This window comes from Candidatus Phyllobacterium onerii (genome assembly GCF_028331445.1).
Taxonomy (GTDB): Bacteria; Pseudomonadota; Alphaproteobacteria; order Rhizobiales; family Rhizobiaceae; genus Phyllobacterium; species Phyllobacterium onerii.
The window spans coordinates 344,319-363,589 of record NZ_JAQMHX010000005.1 but is presented as its reverse complement, the minus strand read 5'-3'; the positions used below and the strand labels follow the sequence as shown (position 1 = coordinate 363,589).

Below are 19,271 nucleotides of genomic sequence, written 5' to 3'. Positions count from 1 at the left end.
TCAAATTTTCATCAATGTTTAACGTTTGCTACCGGCAAGCAAAAAGATCGTTAAACACAACAAACCCCATGAATCCTAAGACTAAAAAGAATCCGGCGCGAAAGAAAATCTCTTGAACCGCCGGCCTGACAGGCCTGCCAATGACGGCTTCAGCTGCGTAGAAGACCAGATGCCCGCCATCAAGAGGCGGCAAGGGAAACAAATTGAGCAGGCCGATACCGATGGAAAGCATCGCCGTTAGCTGGATAAGCCAATCAATACCCTGGCTCGCCGCTTGCCCTGCCATTGTGGCGATCTTGACAGGCCCTCCCAATTGGCACTTGTCTTCACGACCTGCGAAAAACCGGCTGAAAAACTGACCGGTGCGAGCGATGATAAACCCGCTTTCACGCACAGCCTGAACAACTGATTCGACAGGGCCGTATTCGATCCGCCGGAAATTACCCAACTCCTGATTGTTGACCACGCCGATCACTGCAATCTTGACGGTGTTCCCTAGCGGGTCCTTTTGCTCCAGCAGCTCGGGTGTCGCGGTCAGTTGAACTTCCTGGCCCTTGCGCTCCACCACGAAATTCAGGGCGTCGCCGGCTCGCGAAGACACATGACGCTGAACGTCCGAAAAGGTCTCGACTTTGTCGCCGTCTACGCTGATGAAACGGTCGCCGGGCTGGAATCCGGCAATTGCTGCAGGACCACCGGGACGAACTTCCGCGACCATAGGGTCCGCGACCATCTTGCCATAAAGAGAAAAGAAGACCGAAAAAATGGCAACCGTGAGCAATATGTTGAACGCCGGACCGGCAAAGACGGTGGCGGCACGCTTCCAGACCGGTTGGGTATGGAAGGCAACAGCCCGCTCTTCCGGTGTCATCGCTGCAGCCGGCTTTCCTACGGAGCTGGATACCCCCTCGTCGCCGGCAAATTTGACGTATCCGCCGAGCGGAATTGCCGAAAGCTTCCAGCGCGTGCCCTTGCGATCGGTGAATCCGATCAACTCTGGCCCGAAGCCGACGGAGAATGCCTGGACACCAATTCCGCACCACCGACCGACAAGGTAGTGACCCATTTCGTGGACGAAAACCACGACGGTCAGAACAATCAGGAATGGCAGAATCGTCCCGATCAAAACGCTCTGGGTACCGAAGAGAGTATGCAGTGTTTCTATCAATATATCCTCCGGGCCAATCAGATGGCCCTGTGGGTTCGCTCGTCTAGAAAAGAATGTCGTACGGCGTTTCCGGTGTCACCAGAATTGCCCCGATGACGTATAGCAATGCTGCAGCAGCTACAAGCCCGTCGACCCGGTCCATCACACCACCGTGACCGGGGATGAGTTGGCCGGAGTCCTTGATGCCAAATCGACGTTTCACCCATGATTCGCCAAGATCGCCGATCTGGGCGATGATCGACAATAAAAGCGCGATCAGCGGAACGGAAACGCTGCCCGCCGGCGTGATAAAGGCAGCAAAACCGACGCCGGCCGCTACCCCTGCTGCTGCGCCGCCAATTGCACCTGACCAGGTCTTGTTGGGCGAGAAGCGCGGCGCTAGTTTTGGCCCGCCAAGCGCCCGTCCGTTGAAAAAGGCAAAGATATCGGTCGCCCAGACGACGGCAAACAGGAACAGGATTGCCGCAAACCCATCGCCTGTGTCACCGCGCAACAATGTCAGCGCAATGGCTGGAAAACCGGCGTAGATGAGGCCGAATGCCGGCCAATAGCCATTGGCACGCCCGCCTATTGCTGCAACAAGCGCTGCGCCTGCGAACAGCACGCTAATCATCGTCAAGACATCTTGGGTGAAGAGAAGGACCACCATCACACAGATAAGGCACACCCAGGCCAGACCGCGGGTGACGGATGTTGACCGCCCGAATGTGATGACTTGCCATTCGTAAAACACGCTCAAACCTATGGCACAGGCCAGAATACCGAAGGCAAATCCGCCGAGCGAGGTAAGAACAACCGCAATGATAACAAGGACAATCGCGCTCAGAATGCGTTTTTGCAGATTGGAAAGACCACTAAAGCCAATTCCGATCATATCGCACCGGTCTGCCGCAGGGGATTGGCCTTAAAGGTCACAGGGCGATTTCCTGCGCCGCCACACCGCCGAAGCGCCGTTCGCGCATATGGAACGTTTCTATGGCCTCGGCCAGATGGGAAGGCCGGAAGTCGGGCCAATAGCAGGGCAAGAACATGAATTCGGAATAGGCTGCCTGCCAGAGAAGGAAATTCGACAGGCGCATTTCGCCGCTGGTCCGGATAATCAGATCGGGGTCCGGGATATCGGCTGTATCCAGCCGCACCGATATGGCTTCGGGCGTAATGTCTTCGTGGGTGATAACACCCGATGCAACGTCCGCAACGAGCCGCTGAACAGCGCGGGTTATCTCATTGCGGGAACCGTAATTGAAGGCAATAACCAGCGTGAGTCCGGTATTTCTGACCGTCAGCGTTTCCGCTTCATCGAGGAGGCCGCGAATATCCTTGGCCAGATCCTGCCGTTCTCCAATGATCCGCACCCGCACATTCTCTCTGTGCAGATCAGCGAGGTCGCGCCTGATGAAGAGTTTCAGGAGACCCATGAGATCGGTAACTTCCGAGCGCGGCCGCGACCAGTTTTCGGACGAGAACGCAAACAGCGTCAGGAAGGGTATATCCATCTTGCCCGCAGCGCGGATAACCTCACGCAGCGCATCGACGCCAGCCTTGTGGCCGGCCGTCCGTGGCAGTCCCCTCGCCTTTGCCCAACGGCCATTTCCATCCATGATGATGGCAATGTGGCGCGGATTGGACATTGGCTTCGACCTCCAGTGGACTGATTACGCTATTGTCGGTTCGGACACTTTTGAGAATTTTACCCTCATGAGGCGTGTGGGTTGGTATTCGAGAACCGGAGCACTGGAAACGCAACACATATCCATCAAGTGGTGATCAAAAGTTTCTCAAACCTGCATGATTTCCGCTTCTTTGACAGCAACGACTTTATCCATTTCTGTAATGGTGTCATCTGTCAGTTTCTGGACTTTTTCGGACAGGACACGATTGTCGTCCTGACTGATATCGCCGTCCTTTTCCAACCTCTTCAATTCGTCCATGCCGTCGCGGCGAACGTGACGCGCTGCGACCTTGGCATGCTCGACATATTGGTGGGCGATCTTGACCAGTTCCTTACGGCGCTGCTCATTGAGTTCAGGCAACGGAATACGCAAATTGTTGCCGTCGGTAATCGGGTTGAGACCAAGACCGGATTCGCGGATCGCGCGCTCAACCTTGCCAACCATCGACTTGTCCCAGACGGACACTGCAAGCATTCGCGACTCTGGCACGGTGATATTGGCAACCTGATTGAGAGGCATCTGCGAACCATAGGCCTCGACTGTGATGGGCTCCAGCAGGCTTGCCGAAGCGCGACCGGTGCGCAACCCGCCGAGATCGTGTTTCAGTGCCTGTATGGCACCGTCCATGCGGCGCTTCAGGTCGTTAAGATCGAGTGCATCACTCATGCTCAATGCTCCTTATTCTTGGCGGAACTGCCCGGCAGAACAATCAATGGTCCGATACGACCGTTGCGCGTCCTCTACCCTGTAGCACTTCTGCAAAACCACCCTTTTCGTGGATCGAATAGACGATTATTGGGATATTATTTTCACGTGCAAGAGCAACAGCCGTTGTATCCATCACCGCGAGCCCGCGATCCAGCACGTCCTTGTGGGTCAGATGATCAAACCGCACAGCATTTGGGTCTTTTTTAGGATCGGCCGAATAAATTCCGTCGACTTGGGTGCCCTTGAACAGGGCATCGGCCCCAATCTCCGCTGCACGCAGGGCAGCTGCGGAGTCTGTCGTAAAGAAGGGATTGCCAGTGCCTCCGGCAAAGATCACAACCTTGCCCATGTCCATATATTCGGTCGCCAGCCGCTGCGAAAATGTCTCGCAGAATTCAGGCATGGTGACCGCTGAAAGGACAACCGTATCGATGCCGATCTTCACCAATGAAGTGCGCAGCGCCAGGGAGTTGATCACCGTTGCGAGCATGCCCATGTGGTCGCCGGTCACGCGGTCTCCGCCTTTGGAGGCAACTGCTACGCCGCGAAAGATATTGCCGCCGCCGATGACGACGCCAACCTGGACGCCTAGCGCACGAGCTTCCGCGATATCGCTGGCAATTCGATCGGCGACAGCAACATCAATGCCGAAGCCCTGATCGCCCATGAGAGCTTCCCCTGAGGCTTTGAGCACAACGCGTTTATAAACTGCCGTACCAGCCATGGAACCTTCCTCAACGTCGTTTCGAATTCCGGATACACGAAGGGCATCGCGTTGTCACGCGATGCCCTTTGATTTCAGTTGTCTAAGATTACTTCTTCACAGCTGCAGCAACTTCCGCTGCAAAATCGGTCTCTTCCTTCTCGATGCCTTCGCCAAGGGCAAAACGGACGAATGCCGTGATCTTGGCCGGTGCACCGATCGTCTTTTCGGCTTCTTTAAGAGCAGCCTCGACGGTCAGATCGGGATTGATGACGAAAGCCTGCGAGAGAAGCACAACTTCCTCGTAGAATTTGCGCAGACGGCCTTCGACCATCTTCTCGATGATGTTTTCGGGCTTGCCGGATTGGCGGGCCGACTCTGTGAAGACCGCCTTCTCGCGCTCGACAGCAGCTGGATCGACCTCGGCGGCAGTCAGGGCAAGCGGGTTGGTGGCCGCGACATGCATTGCGACCTGACGGCCGAAAGCCTGTGCGACATCTGCGTTGCCGGCGGTTTCGATCGCTACCAGAACGCCGAGCTTGCCGAGACCGTCGGAAACAGCATTGTGAATATAGGTTGCGACAACGCCTTCGTTGACCGTCAGGGCTGCCGAGCGGCGGAACGACAGGTTCTCACCGATTGTGCCAACGGCATCCTTGATTGTGTCGACAACCGACTTGCCCGATGACGGATAGGTCGCAGCGGCAACGGCAGCGGTCGAACCGTCCGTCGTCAATGCCACATTGGCAACGTTGCGGACAATGTCCTGGAACGCGTCGTTACGGGCTACGAAATCGGTCTCGGAGTTGACCTCGACAACGACGGCCTTCTTGCCGTTCGATGCGACGCCGACGAGACCTTCGGCAGCCGTACGTCCAGCCTTCTTGTCTGCCTTCGAAATACCCTTGGCACGCAGCCAATCGACAGCGGCTTCCATGTCGCCATTGGTTTCAGTCAGGGCCGTTTTGCAGTCCATCATGCCGGCGCCGCTGATCTCGCGAAGTTCTTTTACTTGTGCAGCAGTAATGCTCATTCTAGTCGCCTCTTCTCAAAGCGAAGGCATACTGGAGAAACCAGCATGCCAACTTTGCGGCGCGCTATGCGCCAATCGAATCATTGTTAATCACCCGATACGACGGGTGTATGAAACCTCAAGCGGAGGCTTCACCTTCCTGAGCAGGAGCTTCCGCTGAAGCTTCAGCCGGAGCTTCGAGCGCAGGCTCGACAGGAGCTTCTTCCTGTGCACCGATATCCATGCCCAGCGAACCCTGCTGACGCAGAATGCCATCGAGAGCAGCCTTGGCGACCAGATCGCAATAAAGCGAAATCGCGCGCGATGCGTCATCGTTGCCGGGGATCGGGAAATCGATCTGATCCGGATCGCAATTGCTATCGATCACGGCGACAACCGGGATACCAAGACGCTTGGCTTCCTGGATGGCGATGGCTTCCTTGTTGGTATCGATGATGAAAATAAGATCCGGAACGGAACCCATGTTCTTGATACCGCCAAGTGCGCGGTTTAGCTTCTCGCGTTCACGGTCGAGGTTCAGGCGCTCCTTCTTGGTGAAGCCCTGTGCATCGCCGGAAAGAAGCTCGTCGAGCTTGCGCAGACGCTGAATGGAATTCGAAATCGTCTTCCAGTTGGTCATCATGCCGCCGAGCCAGCGCGCATTGACGTAGTACTGGGCCGAACGGGTTGCTGCATCGGCAATGATGTCCGAAGCCTGACGCTTGGTGCCAACGAACAGAACGCGGCCACCACGGGCTACGGTGTCCGAAACCTTCTTCAGCGCTGTATTGAGCAGCGGATAGGTCTGGGCCAGGTCGAGAATGTGAATGTTGTTGCGGGAACCATAAATGTATGGTGCCATTTTCGGGTTCCAGCGATGTGTCTGGTGGCCGAAGTGAACGCCAGCTTCTAGGAGCTGACGCATGCTGAAATCAGGCAATGCCATCTCTTGTATTTCCTTTTCCGGTTGAACCTCCACGGGAAGAGGCGGGAAACCCGCCACCGGAGGCCATATCGGATTTCTCCCGATATCAACCCAAATCCCGTGTGTGGAATGAAGCGGCTGTTAATGGATAATTGTCACAAACGCAAGTGCGAGGCCGATAAAAGGCATCAACAGGTCTACTTCGTGCATTTCGGGGCGTCGAACAGCTGCAGATTGACGAGCTTCCCTGTCATCGAGAAGTCGCCATAGTCCATCTTGAGATCGCGCGTCACGCCATTGCGATACATCTTGAAATTGATGCGGTAGCTCGGCAGCCCCTCCGTCTTCTCATTGTCGTCGAAATAAGCGATTGAAACCGGCCAAGTCGTTTCTTTTGCCAGTGGGCCCATATTCTTTGTCTCGTCGTCATCGGAAACCGCAGATTTGCCAATAACGACCGTCGTCGCTATGACCTTGTCGGCATCTTCCGATCCGTCGAACAGCTTTGTCTGGTAGAAAACTTCTCCGGCCAACGCCTTGGAGATCAAATCCTGCATGTGGCGTGTTGGAAACTGCGACAGCTCGAGATCTTCTTTGCTTGCCTCCGGCTTTGTCAGCGAAATTTCCGTCTTGTCCTTGAGCAGTGCAGCGTCGCCCCGCACCTCCTTGGTCAGGCTCTGGTCGACGAATGTCTTATTCACGAAGCGGAATTTGTCACCGTTGCCGGACTCGAATGTCGTCGTCTGCTGGTCAGTCACCCGTTGAGGTTGTTCTTCCATGTCGACGCGCGTGACAAAGCGGAAGTTCGTCGTATACCCCTCGCAGTCCGAGCCGTTGAATTCATAGACCATGCGGCCCGTCAAACCCGTAATGCCGCTACTGTCCTGCGCACTATCCAGTTTGAGATCGTAAATGGCGCGATGCGGAACAAGAGTCGCGGTTCCAGCCGCAAAAGCCATGGATGAGCCGGTCAGGCCCAAGGCACCGAGACTGAAAACAACAACAGGTAGAACGCGCATCGACAAGATTCTCCAATATTTGAACGTGCATATTAAAATAACTCTTGGCGGAAGCGAGGCAAAAATCGCAACTTCTTGCACAATCCCTCGCGATTCCGAAAACATAAGGAAATTATCCCATGATTAGCACCATCGAAAAACGCCTACAGGAGCTTGGCATCACGCTGCCTGTCGCAGCGGCACCGGCAGCCAATTACGTTCCATTCGCCCAGACCGGCTCACTTCTTCTGACGTCAGGGCAATTGCCGCTGGCAGGCGGAAAGCTCATTCACACCGGACTTTTGGGCGCCGAGCTGAACGTCGCACAGGGTCAGGAAGCGGCCAAAGCCTGCGCGATCAATATTCTGGCGCAGGCGAAAGCAGCGCTGGGCGATCTCGAACGGCTCATGCGGATCGTGAAAATTACGGTTTTCGTCGCATCGACACCGGATTTCGTCGAACAGCACCTCGTCGCCAACGGCGCTTCGGATCTGCTCGTCGCCGTGTTGGGTGATGCAGGCCGTCACGCACGCTCGGCTGTGGGCACGGCCGCCCTGCCCCTGAACGCACCTGTTGAAATTGAAGCCATTATCGAGGTTCGTTGAACATGCCTTCTTTTGACTGGTTGAAAACCGTGCCGATCGCACATCGCGGTCTGCACGATCTGAACAAAAAGCGCTGGGAGAATACTCTCTCGGCGTTTGACGCCGCCGCGGGCGCCGGCTTTGCCATCGAATGCGATGTCCATCTCTCTGCCGATGGCAAAGCCATTGTCTTCCACGACGGCACGCTGGACCGTGTGACGGGGAGCAAAGGCAATATTGACGAGCTGACAGCCGAACAAGCCGGCAAACTTCGTGTCGGCGGCACACAGGATCATGTACCGACGCTGGCTCAGGCCCTGAAGTTGGTTGACGGCCGCGTGCCCATCGTCATCGAACTCAAGGGAATTCCCGGGCGCGACGAGGGCTTGGTAAAGGCGGTTGCCAACGATCTAGCCGAATATGACGGCCAGGCAGCGATCATGTCCTTCGATCACCACCTGATCCGTCGTTTCGGCAAAGATGCGCCGGGCATTCCCGCCGGACTGACCGCCGAGGGCGTTCGCGATGAAGATATCGAAGCGCACTTTTCCATGCTGGCGTACGATATCGATTTCGTCTCCTACAATGTCCACCATCTGGAAAACCGTTTTGTCGAATTCGTCCGGGGGACGATGGACATGCCCGTCATCTCCTGGACGGTAAGGAGCATCGCCGAAAAGGCCATCAGCGACGCCCTTGTCGATCAAATCACTTTTGAGGGATTTGACCCGCGTACTGCTTGAGGCAGGAGCAGGTTTCCTCTATATGGTATACGTGTAAACCAAGGACTGTGCCATGAGCAAACAAACAGCAGTAAGGCTTCCTGACGAGACCTATGAGCGGTTGCAGGCATTATCTGCAAGGACGGGACGCACAACTACCTTCTACATTCGGCAAGCAATCGAAGAACATTTGGAAGATCTTGAAGACCTATACCTAGCTGAGCAGGCCTTATTGCGCCTGAAACGTGGTGAAACTGAAATCATAAGCGGTGAGGAATTCTGGCGTGGCTTGGTCGATTGAATATGATCGCCTGGCCCGTAAATCAATAGAAAAACTGGATATGCAAGCGCGTATTCGTATCTACAAATATCTAAATGACCGAATTGCCAACCTTGCCGATCCACGCCAAACAGGGAAGGCGCTGCAAGGTTCCGAACTTGGAAATTTATGGCGGTATCGCATTGGCGACTATCGCATCCTATGTGACCTGCAGGATCATCGGCTTGTAGTGTTGGTTGTGGAAATCGGCCACCGGCGCGAGGTCTATCGCTAAACACTGTCCGGAGTCAGGAAACTTATTTCAAAAATGCCAAATCTTGATCGAGGCGATTTCACCTTGCGCGTCTGCGATGGCGTTGGCGCGTTTACGCAAACCGAGTGGTCCGAGCTTTCAGGGACATCGCGCGATGCACCGGATTACAATCCTTTCCTGTCGCATGCCTTCCTGTCTGCGCTCGAAGATTCCGGTTGCGTCGCACGCAAAGCGGGCTGGCTGCCGCAGTTTTTGCGTCTCGAAGATGGCTGTGGCACTCTGATCGGTGCCGTCCCCTGTTATTTGAAGAGCCACAGTCAGGGCGAGTATGTCTTCGATCACGGCTGGGCCGATGCGTTTGAGCGTGCCGGCGGGCGCTACTATCCGAAATTGCAGGCGAGCATCCCCTTCACCCCGGCTACAGGGCCGCGTTTGCTGGTTCGGCGTGATCGGGATGGCGATGCGGTTCGCGCTGCTCTCGCGAATGGTCTGCGCCAGCTGACCATTCAACTCGGCGTTTCGTCAGCCCACTCCACCTTCGTCAATGAAACGGATCTACCTGCCTTCACCGACGCGGACTTCCTGCATCGGATAGACCAGCAGTTTCATTTCTTCAATGAAGGCTATTCGACCTATGACGATTTTCTGGAAACGCTCGCCTCGCGGAAACGCAAGGCATTAAAGAAGGAACGCCGCGAGGCCCTCGCCGACGATATCAGCATCGACCGACTGACCGGGGGCCAACTCACCCAGGAAATCTGGGATACTTTTTTTGCATTCTATATGGATACCGGCAGCCGCAAATGGGGTCGCCCCTATCTCAATCGCAAGTTTTACGCGCTGATCGGCGAGCGCATGCCCGACGATATCGTGCTGGTGATGGCGCGGCGCGACCGGCGCTACATTGCTGGAGCGATCAATTTCATCGGATCGGATCGACTCTTCGGCAGGCATTGGGGCTGCATCGAAGATCACCGTTTTCTGCATTTCGAGGTCTGTTATCATCAGGCGATCGACTTCGCCATCGAACGGAAACTTCATGTGGTCGAGGCGGGTGCCCAGGGTGAGCACAAGCTTGCACGCGGATATCTGCCTGTGACAACGCATTCGGTGCACTATCTTGCCCACGCAGGATTGCGTCGCGCCATCGATGATTTTTTGCAGCGTGAACGCGAGGATGTCGCCTTGATGAGCCATGTTCTCAACGAGCACACGCCCTTCAAGAAGTCTGACCAGTAACGAGGTACGCCATGACCGCACCCTATGATGCAAACAATATATTCGCGAAGATCCTGCGTGGGGAAATCCCATCGCACAAGCTCTACGAAGACGAGGGAACCTATGCCTTCATGGACGTCATGCCCCAAGGCAAAGGCCATTGCCTGGCGATAACCAAGGCGCCATTCCGCAATATTCTGGATGTTGACCAAGCCAGTCTGTCAGCCGTCATCACCACCACACAGAAGCTTGCACGCGCAGTCAAAACGGCCTTCGATGCCGATGGCGTCACTGTCATCCAGTTCAACGAACCGGCCGCCGGACAGACGGTTTTCCACCTGCATTTCCATGTCATTCCGCGTTTTGACGGCGTCGCGCTGCGGCCGCATACCGGGGAGATGGAAGATCAGAACGTCCTCGCCGAAAACGCAGAGAAAATCAGGCAGGCTTTAGGCTAACAACAATCCGCAGAGCAGAACGGCTTCGCCGGCAATCACGCTGATGATCACACGTCTGCCGAGCGCGAGATATGCAACGAAGCCTGCCGCGGCTGCACCTATCCGAAGAAACACGGAGGTCTCCGCCAGCGCCCCGCTTGGGTAGAGGATCAATTGGGCGATGACCCCGGCGACAAGCGCCGTGGCGACGGCCCGCACTGCGATCAAAGCCTCGGACTCTTCACTGACCCGGCCACCGATGAACACGCCGATGAACCGCCAGACATCGGTGGGCAACCACCCTGCAAGCAGGATGAACAGATAGGGCCACCACCAATCAGTTAGGCTCTGCCAGGTCATCTGGTGGCTCTCCTCTTGGCCAGATGCACATAAGCCATGGTCACAATCCCTCCGGCAACGCCGGTCAGCAGCAGATCATAGGCCGGCGCGATGGAATGAATGACCGGGAACAGCAGCAGGCCGGAGACCATAGCGACATGGATCGATCGATCACGCGCCGAACCCCACAGCGAGGTCAAAAAATACATTGGCGTCAAAAAGAACAACGCAGCGAAAACCATTGGTGGAAAGTCGGTCGAAAGAAAATAAACAATGGCCACCACGAGGGTGTTGGTCAACGTCAACGTAATGCCAAGACCGGCGAAATAACTCGTTCGCATATCGCGTGGAACGTGCTTGAGCCGGTCCATGCCCATTACCCAAGCGGTGACAGCAATGAAATGCGACAGGAACAGCAAGGTAATCTTCCGGGTCTTGGGCCCGCGCATTTCCGGTACGAAGGCCGCTACCATTGGCATCAAGCGGATCGACGACAGGCCGACCGCAATTGCCGCGCCAAATAGGGAATAACCGCCCGCAATTGCACCGATCAGAACGATATTGGCCGGAAGAGCCCAGATGATGGCGACCATGAATGTCGCCTGCAGCAGGGGCACGCCATTTTCACTGGCAAAGCCAGCAAAGCCTACATGCGCTGTCATCAGGATCAACGCAGGAATGCTGGTGATCAGAGATGCGCCTGACAGAAACCACGAAAAACGGGTCCTCAGGTTCTCATCCGCATGGTGGGAGGGCAATCCGGAATCAGCCATGCCTCAGCGATAAACGGAAGAGCGGATGCCATCAAGAAAAAGGCCACCCGAAGGTGGCCTTTTTGATTATTTCTTCCGCGGCACTTTTGGCACCGACGCCTTGGGTGGCAGCGAAGCGACGTTCCTGGTGGCTGACACATCGGCTCCCGCTTTTTCAAGCGGCTTCTTCGGTGCCGGCTTCTTCTTCGCCAATGGCTTCTTTTCGACCGGTATTTCCTTCTTCGGCTTCACCACCACTTCGTCGGCGATGTAGTCGAGAACCAGACCTTTCGAACCATCAGGCTTCTCGGCAACCGAAACGCGGACTGTACCGCCCTTCTTCAGCCTGCCAAACAGCACCTCATCGGCCAGCGGCTTCTTGATGTGCTCCTGAATGACGCGGCCAAGCGGCCGGGCGCCCATGCGGTCATCGTAGCCCTTCTCGGCAAGCCATGCGATGGCCTCCGGCTGCAGATCGAATGTCACACCGCGGTCGGCAAGTTGTGCCTCGAGCTGAATGACGAACTTCTGCACCACCTGATGGATAACCGGAACCGGCAACGCACCGAACGGAATGATCGCATCGAGACGGTTGCGGAACTCCGGTGTAAACAGCCGGTTGATCGCTTCCATGTCATCGCCTTCACGACGCGACGAACCGAAGCCGATTGCCGCTCTCGCCGCATCGGACGCGCCCGCATTGGTCGTCATGATCAGAATCACATTGCGGAAATCGATCTGTTTGCCGTTGTGATCCGTCAGCTTGCCATGATCCATGACCTGCAACAGGATATTGAACAGGTCTGGATGCGCCTTTTCGATTTCATCGAGCAGCAGCACGCAATGCGGATGCTGATCGACGCCGTCGGTCAGAAGGCCACCCTGATCGAAGCCGACATAACCGGGAGGTGCACCGAGCAAGCGCGATACCGTGTGACGCTCCATGTATTCCGACATGTCGAAACGCAGGAGTTCCACACCGAGCGAGGCAGCCAATTGCTTGGCGACTTCGGTCTTGCCGACGCCGGTCGGACCGGAGAACAGGTAGGACCCGATTGGCTTTTCCGGCTCGCGCAGGCCGGCACGTGCCAGCTTGATCGATGACGACAGCGCTTCGATGGCAAGATCCTGACCGTAGACAACGCGCTTCAGTTCCGCCTCTAGATTGGAGAGCACGGCTTCGTCATCTTTCGAAACAGTCTTCGGCGGGATGCGGGCCATCGTGGCGATGGTTGCTTCGATTTCCTTGACGCCGATCGACTTCTTGCGTTTCGCTTCCGGCAACAGCATCTGGCTGGCACCGGTCTCGTCGATGACATCGATCGCCTTGTCCGGCAATTTGCGGTCATTGATGTAGCGCGCTGAAAGTTCCACCGCCGACTTGATCGCCTCCACGGTGTACTTGACCTTGTGGAAGTCTTCGAAATACGGCCGAAGGCCCTTCATGATCTCGATAGCATCGGGGATCGACGGCTCATTGACATCGATCTTCTGGAAACGCCGTACAAGCGCCCTGTCCTTCTCGAAGAACTGGCGGAACTCCTTGTAAGTCGTTGAACCGATGCAACGAATGGCACCCGTCGAAAGCGCTGGCTTCAAGAGATTGGAAGCGTCCATAGCACCACCGGACGTGGCGCCGGCACCGATAATCGTGTGGATTTCGTCGATGAACAGGATCGCACCCGGAAACTCTTCGAGCTCCTTGATGACCTGCTTCAAACGTTCTTCGAAATCACCGCGATAGCGTGTTCCTGCAAGCAATGTGCCCATATCCAACGAGAATACCGTCGCATCGCTGAGGACGCTTGGAACCTTGCCTTCGACGATGCGCTTGGCGAGACCTTCGGCAATCGCGGTTTTGCCAACACCGGGATCGCCGACGTAAAGCGGATTGTTCTTCGAACGGCGGCACAGGATCTGGATCGTCCGGTTGATCTCCTGATCACGGCCGATAAGCGGATCAATCTTGCCAGCTTTGGCGCGATCATTCAGGTTGATGCAGTAGGCCGACAGGGCATCCTGCTTCTTCTTGGTCGCACCCTCTTCCGACTCGGCAGCATGGCTGTCTTCGTTGGGGCTCTCGGCTCCGAGCGGGGTGCGCGGCTCCGAGGCGCCAGGGCGCTTGGAGATTCCATGGGAAATGTAGTTGACCGCATCGTAGCGGGTCATCTGCTGTTCCTGCAGGAAGAAAGCCGCATGGCTTTCGCGTTCGGCAAAAATAGCAACAAGAACGTTGGCTCCGGTCACTTCTTCGCGGTTGGACGATTGGACGTGGATGACCGCACGCTGGATAACGCGCTGGAAAGCCGCAGTCGGCTTCGAATCCTCATCGTAACCGGTGACAAGGTTATCCAGTTCGTTGTCGACGTAGTCGGTCACAGTTCGCGTCAGTTGAGCCAAGTCGACATTGCACGCACGCATGACACTGCTTGCATCCTGATCATCGATCAGCGCGAGAAGCAGATGCTCCAGCGTCGCATATTCGTGATGATGCTCGTTGGCAATTGTCAGCGCCTGATGCAGGGCGCGCTCCAGACTAGGTGAGAAAGATGGCATGAAACCTCACTTTTTCTCCATCACGCATTGCAGCGGATGTTGGTTTTGCCGCGCATAGTCCATGACTTGGGTCATCTTGGACTCCGCGACCTCATAGGTAAAGACACCACATTCTCCGACCCCATGATTATGCACATGGAGCATGATGCGTGTGGCATCTTCTCTGTTCTTCTGGAAAAACCGCTCCAGGACGTGAATGACGAATTCCATGGGTGTGTAATCGTCATTCAGAAGCAACACGCGATAAAGACTGGGCTTTTTCAGTTTGGGTTTGGTCCGGGTTATGACAGCCGTTCCCCGGCCGGGGCCGTTGCCGCTTCCCTTGTCCTCATCCTGCATCATGGGTGAAAACCGCTTCATCTCTTCCGATACCCGCATTCTCATAGTGTGTAGCTTTATGCATTCTATGTAGGTCGCTCTGGCTTGATTTTAAGCCCTCTCCTGAAGCTTGCAATATCAAGTTGCGGTTGCAAAGGCCGAATTGCCCCGCAGAAATAAAAAAAGCCCGATTGCGCGTGGCAGCCGGGCTTTTTTTAGTGACGAAGTAGATGATATTTACTTCGTCACCTTCGCTACGGCTGCCTCATAGGGCTTGTAGGCTTCCTTGGCGAGATCGGCATAGAGCTCACCGAATTTCGTCGCCTGAGCAACAAAGGCTTCATATGCCTTTTTCGAAAAGACGCTGTGGGTTTCAAATATCTGTTCAGGCGACTTGATGGTAGCCAGCTTTTCGATGAGTGCGCTGCTCTCTTCGAATGATTTTTTGGAATAGTCGGCCGCCTCATTGGCGATCGTGTGCAACCCATGGGTGAGAGCCGAAACGCTCTTCATCGCGGTATTGGCAAATTCCTTGCTCGATTCATTCAGAGTTTCGAACGGAGTGGCCATTTGTAGATCCTTTCAAAGTTGAAATTTCCTACCCACTCACAGGTAGGGTGCGGTGCACAAAAAGTCAAATTCATACCGCACTGCAATATTCATCTAAAATTTAACCGAAATATCGCGGAAAAGATGAACGGCTCGGTTACCATAAACAGTTTGGTAACGCTGGTTCGACTAAAGTCCACGAATTCGTTCTGATGTATCAGGGTCATCAGGAAAGTTTCTACGCGCATATTCGAGCAGGTGTTGATTGTGCATCATAAGGCCCACCAAGGTTCCAACTACGTACAAAAATTGGGTTATGCATTTCTGGCTCTGCTGTTAGGCGCCGGGATAAACATCGCCGAGTCGCCTTCGGCAGCCGCAGCTTCGAAAGAAGCGGCTATCGTCGTCGATGCCAATACGGGCAAGACGCTGTATTCATCCAATGCGGATGCACAGCGCTACCCGGCATCCCTGACGAAAATGATGACGATTTATATGCTGTTCGATGCAATGGCATCCGGCAAGGTTTCCAAATCAACGCCAATTCCAGTTTCCGCCTATGCGGCAGCGCAGCCGCCAACGAAGGTTGGCTTCCAGCCCGGACAGACGATCAGCGCGGAAGCTGCGATTCTCTCGCTCATCACCAAATCGGCAAACGACTCGGCCACAGCCATCGCGGAATTCCTCGGCGGCTCTGAACCACGCTTTGCAGTGATGATGACCAACAAGGCCCGCCAACTTGGCATGCGAAATACGCAATTCCGCAACGCAAACGGCTTGCCCGACCCCAACCAGCATTCGTCCGCGCGCGACCTCGCATTGCTGGGCGTCGCTCTTCGTGAGCATTTTCCACAGTATTACAGCTACTTCTCCACTCGGAGCTTCAGCTATCGTGGCCGCCGTATCGTTGGCCACAACCGCCTTCTCGGCAAGATACAGGGTGTTGATGGTATTAAGACCGGCTATACCCGCGCTTCCGGTTTCAACCTCGTTTCGTCGGTCAGCACTGACGGGAAGAAGCTCGTCGCCGTCGTCATGGGTGGGTCCAGCACGCCAGCACGCGATGCCCAGATGGCCGGTCTCATTGCCAAGTATCTTCCGGCGGCGTCGCGCCGTGATGGCGGCAATCTGATTGCTTCGCGCAAGAACAGCAAGGTCGAGGTCGCAGCTATTGAACTCCCCGCGAGCGAAGAGGCACCAATCCCCGTTCAACGTAAGCAGGCAATGGCCGAACAGCCAGCAGAGGTCGTGACGGCCTACGCAGAACCCGCACCAACTCCATCGCCAGCCGAACGTATTTTGCATGTCCCTGCTCCGTCGCCGAAGGTTGAAATCGGCGAAGGCGATGTGGACGAGGTCGATCCGGTGACCACCGCATCGGCGCCTTCGGGCGGCTGGATGGTGCAGATCGCTTCGGTCGGCAGCTCGGAGGAAGCCAAGGCAATGCTATCCAAGGCCGCCGCGCAGGTTGGCGGTCCGATCGCAGCACTCTCGCCCTATACGGAAAAGTTCCAGAAGGGTTCGACAACCTATCACCGCGCTCGCTTTGCCGGCATCCCCTCCGCCAAAGAAGCCAACACTGCTTGTGCCGCACTGAAACGCCAGAAATTCAACTGCTTTGCCATTGCTCCGCAATCGTAAGGCACGCGATCTGAAAGACCCCGATTTGTATAGCGTAAAGGGTTTTGCGAATGTCCAGTACCACAGAAATACATAGCCAGGCTGATCTGACAGCCAGAGAAACCAGGCCATTTTTCGGCGGCATGCAGGCCCTGCAACAGGCTGCAATGAAAATTGCTGACCTGCGCCGCGGCAATTCTGCCTTCAAGACCATGGATCTGGTGAATGTCCTGCTTTGTCAGGCTGCGCGCACGCGGCGCGCCGCAATGCCGCCTGTCCGGCTGCGTTTGCACTCTGACAGCCGCAACGGCGTGTCAGCGGTAAGACTTCGGGTTTCCTAGAGCAAGCCTAGAGCCGCAAGCTCGTTGCGAAGTTCTGGCGGCAGTTTTGCCCGCCCCATCTTGCCGTGTCCTTCATCGAATGGCGCGTCTTCACTGGTCAGGTAACGCCAGCCCTGAAATGCCCGGCGAGGCTGCCATTCCGTTGGAATGATGCGCGGGTCGAGCACAAGGTGGCAGCGCGATATACCTTCATCGTCGGTAAAGGTCCTGATATCCGTCAGTCGCTGGCGGCATTGGACATTGCCTTTGATCACCCAATAGAGCGATCCGCCGTCGAGCAGTTCCTCGACGCGCTTTGGTACCATGCGGGTCGTGTGGAATTGTTCAGCCGGCAACCCTGCCCGTCTGCGTTCGTCGAGTTTGAAATCGATCCACGCCGCGAGTTCTTCGATCGCGCTGCATCCGACGCAGAGTTTTACGAGATTGAGGGCCATGCTCTAGCATTTACGCTTTCAGGTTGTGGCGTCAACCATAATGGCGGCTTCTCCACAAGCGCCGCAAAAGACCTGTTGAGAGTTCAGCCTGATGATTTAGCTGGTGCGGTTTTCGAGTACGGGAGCGCAGCGGACTTGTTGGTTCGTGAGCACCGGAAGCGCAGAAAATCGCGTCAGATGACCAACAGGGTGGATTGGCAAAGGTCTTTTAACACTCGACGACATTGACGGCCAACCCGCCAAGACTGGTTTCCTTGTAACGTTCATTCATGTCGACGCCGGTCTGCCGCATCGTTTCGATGCAAGCATCCAGCGGCACGAAATGCGTGCCATCGCCCTTGACCGCCAGCGAAGCTGCTGTAACCGCCTTCACCGCACCAAGCGCATTGCGCTCGATGCAGGGCACCTGCACAAGACCAGCAACTGGATCGCAGGTCATGCCGAGATGATGCTCCAGTGCGATTTCAGCGGCATTTTCGATCTGTTCAGGCGAACCGCCAAGCACTGCGGCAAGCCCGGCGGCAGCCATAGCGGAAGCGGAACCCACTTCGCCCTGACAACCGACTTCCGCACCGGAGATCGAAGCGTTGGTCTTGATCACCCCGCCGATAGCCGCCGAGGTCAGCAGGAAATCGCGGATGCCGTTTTCGTCGGCATCGTCGTGGAAATGCAGATAGTAGCGCAGCACCGCAGGAACGACACCAGCAGCGCCATTGGTTGGCGCCGTCACGACGCGCCCGCCCGCTGCGTTCTCCTCATTGACCGCCATCGCATAGACAGAGAGCCAGTCATTGGCGAGCAGCGGATTGATGCGGTTTTGCCGCCACTCTTCCTGCAAGCGATCGTGCAGATAGCGTGCGCGCCGCTTGACCTTGAGGCCGCCCGGCATGATGCCCTCTTGCTCCAGGCCGCGATCGATACAGGAGCGCATCGCAGCCCAGATCCGGTCGAGACCCGCGTTCAGCTCATCGCGGCTCATGAAGACTTCTTCGTTGCTGCGTTTCATTTCAGCAATGGAAAGGCCGCTTTCCTTCGCCATGCTCATCATCTGAGCGGCATTCTTGAATGGGAACGGTACCGGATGTTCCGGCTTCGGCGCTGTGCGGGTTTTCGCAGCCTCCAGCTCTTCTTCGGTCACGACGAAACCGCCGCCAACCGAATAGAAAATCCGGCGCAAGAGCAGCCGGTCATCGACGTCATAGGCTTCAAATGCCATGCCGTTGGCGTGACCTGGAAGCGGCGTCCGCCGATCCATGATGAGATCGGTCGCCGGATCGAAGCGATAGGACGGATGGCCTTCGGGCGAAATGCGCTTGGTCTGTTTCACGGTCTCAAGCAGTGCGTCCATCTCGTTTGGATCAACGGTCGCCGGCAACAGGCCGCACAACCCGAGAATGACAGCCCGATCGGTCGCGTGGCCGATGCCGGTAAAAGCCAGCGAACCATGCAGATGCACGCGCAAACGATCGACCTTGACGCCCGTCGGCCGCGGCCATTGCCCGCTCTTGAGTTCCTCAAGAAACAGGCTGCCAGCAGTCATCGGGCCCATCGTATGGGAACTCGACGGACCGATGCCGATTTTATACAGATCGAAAACCGACAGAAACATTTAGCGCCTTTGAATTGGTGAAATCACCTGCGTCGCATAATGGCCTGCTGGCGACATTTGCCGCAGCCCGCA

23 protein-coding genes are annotated in these 19,271 nt (G+C 56.0%); 8 read left to right on the top strand and 15 right to left on the bottom strand.

From position 1 onward, the window contains the following. Positions 1 to 28: 28 nt before the first annotated feature. The 8 genes from rseP to PHA01_RS14320 all read right to left on the bottom strand — a co-directional run bounded on the left by rseP (position 29) and on the right by PHA01_RS14320 (position 7,208). Positions 29 to 1,168: an RIP metalloprotease RseP gene (gene rseP, locus PHA01_RS14355; RefSeq protein ID WP_271896531.1), complete on the bottom strand. Its 1,140-nt coding sequence runs from the start codon at positions 1,166 to 1,168 to the stop codon at positions 29 to 31. A 43-nt stretch (positions 1,169 to 1,211) separates the two neighbouring features. Next, positions 1,212 to 2,042, bottom strand: a complete 831-nt coding sequence (locus tag PHA01_RS14350; RefSeq protein WP_271896530.1) for a phosphatidate cytidylyltransferase — start codon at positions 2,040 to 2,042, stop codon at positions 1,212 to 1,214. A 37-nt stretch (positions 2,043 to 2,079) separates the two neighbouring features. Next, positions 2,080 to 2,799 carry an isoprenyl transferase gene (locus PHA01_RS14345; protein ID WP_271896529.1) on the bottom strand — a complete coding sequence of 240 codons (720 nt, stop codon included), beginning with the start codon at positions 2,797 to 2,799 and terminating at the stop codon, positions 2,080 to 2,082. A 147-nt stretch (positions 2,800 to 2,946) separates the two neighbouring features. Then, positions 2,947 to 3,507, bottom strand: a complete 561-nt coding sequence (gene frr / locus PHA01_RS14340) for a ribosome recycling factor (RefSeq protein ID WP_112529298.1) — start codon at positions 3,505 to 3,507, stop codon at positions 2,947 to 2,949. Between the two features lie 43 nt (positions 3,508 to 3,550). Continuing rightward, complete coding sequence (pyrH, locus tag PHA01_RS14335) at positions 3,551 to 4,273, bottom strand: UMP kinase (RefSeq protein WP_112529300.1); 723 nt, start codon at positions 4,271 to 4,273, stop codon at positions 3,551 to 3,553. Between the two features lie 88 nt (positions 4,274 to 4,361). Next, complete coding sequence (gene tsf / locus PHA01_RS14330; protein ID WP_224506714.1) at positions 4,362 to 5,285, bottom strand: translation elongation factor Ts; 924 nt, start codon at positions 5,283 to 5,285, stop codon at positions 4,362 to 4,364. Positions 5,286 to 5,403: 118 nt separating this feature from the next. After that, positions 5,404 to 6,210, bottom strand: a complete 807-nt coding sequence (gene rpsB, locus PHA01_RS14325; RefSeq protein ID WP_271896528.1) for a 30S ribosomal protein S2 — start codon at positions 6,208 to 6,210, stop codon at positions 5,404 to 5,406. A 176-nt stretch (positions 6,211 to 6,386) separates the two neighbouring features. After that, positions 6,387 to 7,208, bottom strand: coding sequence for a cell envelope integrity EipB family protein (locus PHA01_RS14320; RefSeq protein WP_417020966.1), 822 nt, complete (start codon positions 7,206 to 7,208; stop codon positions 6,387 to 6,389). Positions 7,209 to 7,327: 119 nt separating this feature from the next. Between PHA01_RS14320 and PHA01_RS14315 the strand changes: the two genes are divergently transcribed. From PHA01_RS14315 to PHA01_RS14290, 6 genes are read left to right on the top strand one after another with little or no spacing between them, the layout of a single operon-like run. Next, positions 7,328 to 7,792 (top strand): RidA family protein, encoded by a 465-nt coding sequence (locus tag PHA01_RS14315; protein ID WP_271896527.1) that lies wholly within the window; start codon positions 7,328 to 7,330, stop codon positions 7,790 to 7,792. A gap of 2 nt (positions 7,793 to 7,794) precedes the next feature. Then, a complete protein-coding gene (locus tag PHA01_RS14310; protein ID WP_271896526.1) occupies positions 7,795 to 8,514 on the top strand; it encodes a glycerophosphodiester phosphodiesterase in 720 nt (239 codons plus the stop codon). 52 nt (positions 8,515 to 8,566) lie between these two features. Then, the gene (gene relB / locus PHA01_RS14305; protein WP_271896525.1) at positions 8,567 to 8,794 is read left to right on the top strand and encodes a type II toxin-antitoxin system RelB family antitoxin; all 228 of its coding nucleotides are present in this window, start codon (positions 8,567 to 8,569) and stop codon (positions 8,792 to 8,794) included. Next, positions 8,778 to 9,047: a type II toxin-antitoxin system RelE family toxin gene (locus PHA01_RS14300; RefSeq protein ID WP_271896524.1), complete on the top strand. Its 270-nt coding sequence runs from the start codon at positions 8,778 to 8,780 to the stop codon at positions 9,045 to 9,047. Before relB ends, PHA01_RS14300 begins: the two co-directional genes overlap by 17 nt. Before the next feature lie 33 nt (positions 9,048 to 9,080). Continuing rightward, positions 9,081 to 10,265: a GNAT family N-acetyltransferase gene (locus PHA01_RS14295; protein WP_271896523.1), complete on the top strand. Its 1,185-nt coding sequence runs from the start codon at positions 9,081 to 9,083 to the stop codon at positions 10,263 to 10,265. A gap of 11 nt (positions 10,266 to 10,276) precedes the next feature. Continuing rightward, positions 10,277 to 10,702, top strand: a complete 426-nt coding sequence (locus PHA01_RS14290; protein WP_271896522.1) for an HIT family protein — start codon at positions 10,277 to 10,279, stop codon at positions 10,700 to 10,702. On the opposite strand, the gene PHA01_RS14285 is transcribed toward PHA01_RS14290, so the two are convergent. The 5 genes from PHA01_RS14285 to PHA01_RS14265 form a co-directional block, all read right to left on the bottom strand. Next, positions 10,694 to 11,041 (bottom strand): AzlD domain-containing protein, encoded by a 348-nt coding sequence (locus PHA01_RS14285; protein WP_271896521.1) that lies wholly within the window; start codon positions 11,039 to 11,041, stop codon positions 10,694 to 10,696. The genes PHA01_RS14290 and PHA01_RS14285 overlap by 9 nt on opposite strands. Continuing rightward, on the bottom strand, positions 11,038 to 11,793 hold the full coding sequence (locus PHA01_RS14280) for an AzlC family ABC transporter permease (RefSeq protein ID WP_271896520.1): 756 nt from the start codon (positions 11,791 to 11,793) through the stop codon (positions 11,038 to 11,040). The genes PHA01_RS14285 and PHA01_RS14280 overlap by 4 nt, the downstream gene beginning before the upstream one ends. A gap of 66 nt (positions 11,794 to 11,859) precedes the next feature. Further along, on the bottom strand, positions 11,860 to 14,328 hold the full coding sequence (gene clpA / locus PHA01_RS14275) for an ATP-dependent Clp protease ATP-binding subunit ClpA (RefSeq protein ID WP_271896519.1): 2,469 nt from the start codon (positions 14,326 to 14,328) through the stop codon (positions 11,860 to 11,862). A 6-nt stretch (positions 14,329 to 14,334) separates the two neighbouring features. After that, positions 14,335 to 14,688 (bottom strand): ATP-dependent Clp protease adapter ClpS, encoded by a 354-nt coding sequence (gene clpS / locus PHA01_RS14270; RefSeq protein ID WP_112529322.1) that lies wholly within the window; start codon positions 14,686 to 14,688, stop codon positions 14,335 to 14,337. Between the two features lie 195 nt (positions 14,689 to 14,883). Further along, positions 14,884 to 15,216: a phasin family protein gene (locus PHA01_RS14265; protein WP_271896518.1), complete on the bottom strand. Its 333-nt coding sequence runs from the start codon at positions 15,214 to 15,216 to the stop codon at positions 14,884 to 14,886. Positions 15,217 to 15,462: 246 nt separating this feature from the next. Between PHA01_RS14265 and PHA01_RS14260 the strand changes: the two genes are divergently transcribed. Together PHA01_RS14260 and PHA01_RS14255 are read left to right on the top strand one after the other, a co-directional pair. After that, positions 15,463 to 16,836, top strand: a complete 1,374-nt coding sequence (locus PHA01_RS14260) for a D-alanyl-D-alanine carboxypeptidase (RefSeq protein ID WP_271896517.1) — start codon at positions 15,463 to 15,465, stop codon at positions 16,834 to 16,836. A 50-nt stretch (positions 16,837 to 16,886) separates the two neighbouring features. Then, the gene (locus tag PHA01_RS14255; protein WP_271896516.1) at positions 16,887 to 17,156 is read left to right on the top strand and encodes a hypothetical protein; all 270 of its coding nucleotides are present in this window, start codon (positions 16,887 to 16,889) and stop codon (positions 17,154 to 17,156) included. On the opposite strand, the gene PHA01_RS14250 is transcribed toward PHA01_RS14255, so the two are convergent. Next, positions 17,153 to 17,590 carry a DUF1489 family protein gene (locus PHA01_RS14250; protein WP_271896515.1) on the bottom strand — a complete coding sequence of 146 codons (438 nt, stop codon included), beginning with the start codon at positions 17,588 to 17,590 and terminating at the stop codon, positions 17,153 to 17,155. The genes PHA01_RS14255 and PHA01_RS14250 overlap by 4 nt on opposite strands. A 208-nt stretch (positions 17,591 to 17,798) precedes the next feature. Next, positions 17,799 to 19,199 (bottom strand): L-serine ammonia-lyase, encoded by a 1,401-nt coding sequence (locus PHA01_RS14245; RefSeq protein WP_271896514.1) that lies wholly within the window; start codon positions 19,197 to 19,199, stop codon positions 17,799 to 17,801. Between the last annotated feature and the right edge of the window lie 72 nt (positions 19,200 to 19,271).